The 232-nt window shown below is 59.9% G+C and carries 1 protein-coding gene; it reads right to left on the reverse strand.

Annotated features, from left to right (window positions below; translation table 11 throughout):
• Positions 1–4 precede the first annotated feature (4 nt).
• The coding region (locus H6A20_RS13335; protein ID WP_204907558.1) for a sortase B protein-sorting domain-containing protein at positions 5–232 on the reverse strand (228 nt) is incomplete at its 5' end.

Consider the following 232-nt stretch of genomic DNA (forward strand, 5'->3'; position numbering starts at 1 on the left):
AGCCTTATTTCCCGGCCGCTGTTTTTTTCCGTTTGTAGAACAGCATCCCCAGCAATCCGCCGCAGGAAACCATCATCAGGCTGATCCACAGCGCCATATTGCTGCTGTCTCCGGTCTGGGGGTTTTCTATTTGCTCAGAAGGCTTGCCCTGCTGTTCGGGTTTGGCTGGGTCGGTTGGGTCAGCCGGGTCAGCGGGGTCTGTCGGGGTGGTCGGGTCAGTCGGCCCAGCCGG

Source organism: Mordavella massiliensis, assembly GCF_016901695.1.
Taxonomy (GTDB): Bacteria; Bacillota; Clostridia; order Lachnospirales; family Lachnospiraceae; genus Claveliimonas; species Claveliimonas massiliensis_A.